The following is a 438-nucleotide window of genomic DNA, read 5'->3' as shown; positions in this document are numbered from 1 at the left end:
CAGGCCCACATTGCCGAGCTTGGCGATCTCGTCCTTGAACCAGGCGCGCCACACGCGGTTATGCTCGCGCGAGGCAGCGATGAAGTCGGCCGCGCCCAAAGCCGCAATCGCCGCTTCCTGGCCCGCCGTGGTGCAGCAGAACGGCGCGCGGATGCGGTGCATCGCGGCAATCGCCTCGGCCGAGCCATAGCCCCAGCCAATGCGTTCGGCGGCAAGCCCGTGGATCTTGGAGAAGGTGCGCGTGACCAAGATGTTCGACGCTTCGCGCGCCAACTCAAGTCCGTCACCGAAGCCATTCAGTCCTCTGGCGAATTCGGCATAGGCGCCGTCGAGCAGGAACAGCACCGACGGCGGCAGCGCCTCGTGCAGGCGCCTGACTTCGGTGAACGGCAGCCAGGTTCCGGTCGGGTTCGCCGGGTCGGCCAGGAAGACAATCCG

Annotated in this window: 1 protein-coding gene; it reads right to left on the bottom strand. The window is 66.9% G+C overall.

Annotated elements, in window-relative coordinates; all coding sequences use genetic code 11:
* Positions 1-438: aminotransferase class I/II-fold pyridoxal phosphate-dependent enzyme (locus AACY45_RS28730; RefSeq protein WP_339548863.1), on the bottom strand; the 438-nt coding region annotated here is incomplete at both ends.

This window comes from Pseudomonas sp. RA_35y_Pfl2_P32, from assembly GCF_963970735.1.
Classification (GTDB): Bacteria; Pseudomonadota; Gammaproteobacteria; order Pseudomonadales; family Pseudomonadaceae; genus Aquipseudomonas.
Note: the sequence above shows the minus strand (reverse complement) of the source record. Positions and strands in the feature narration are given on the sequence as shown.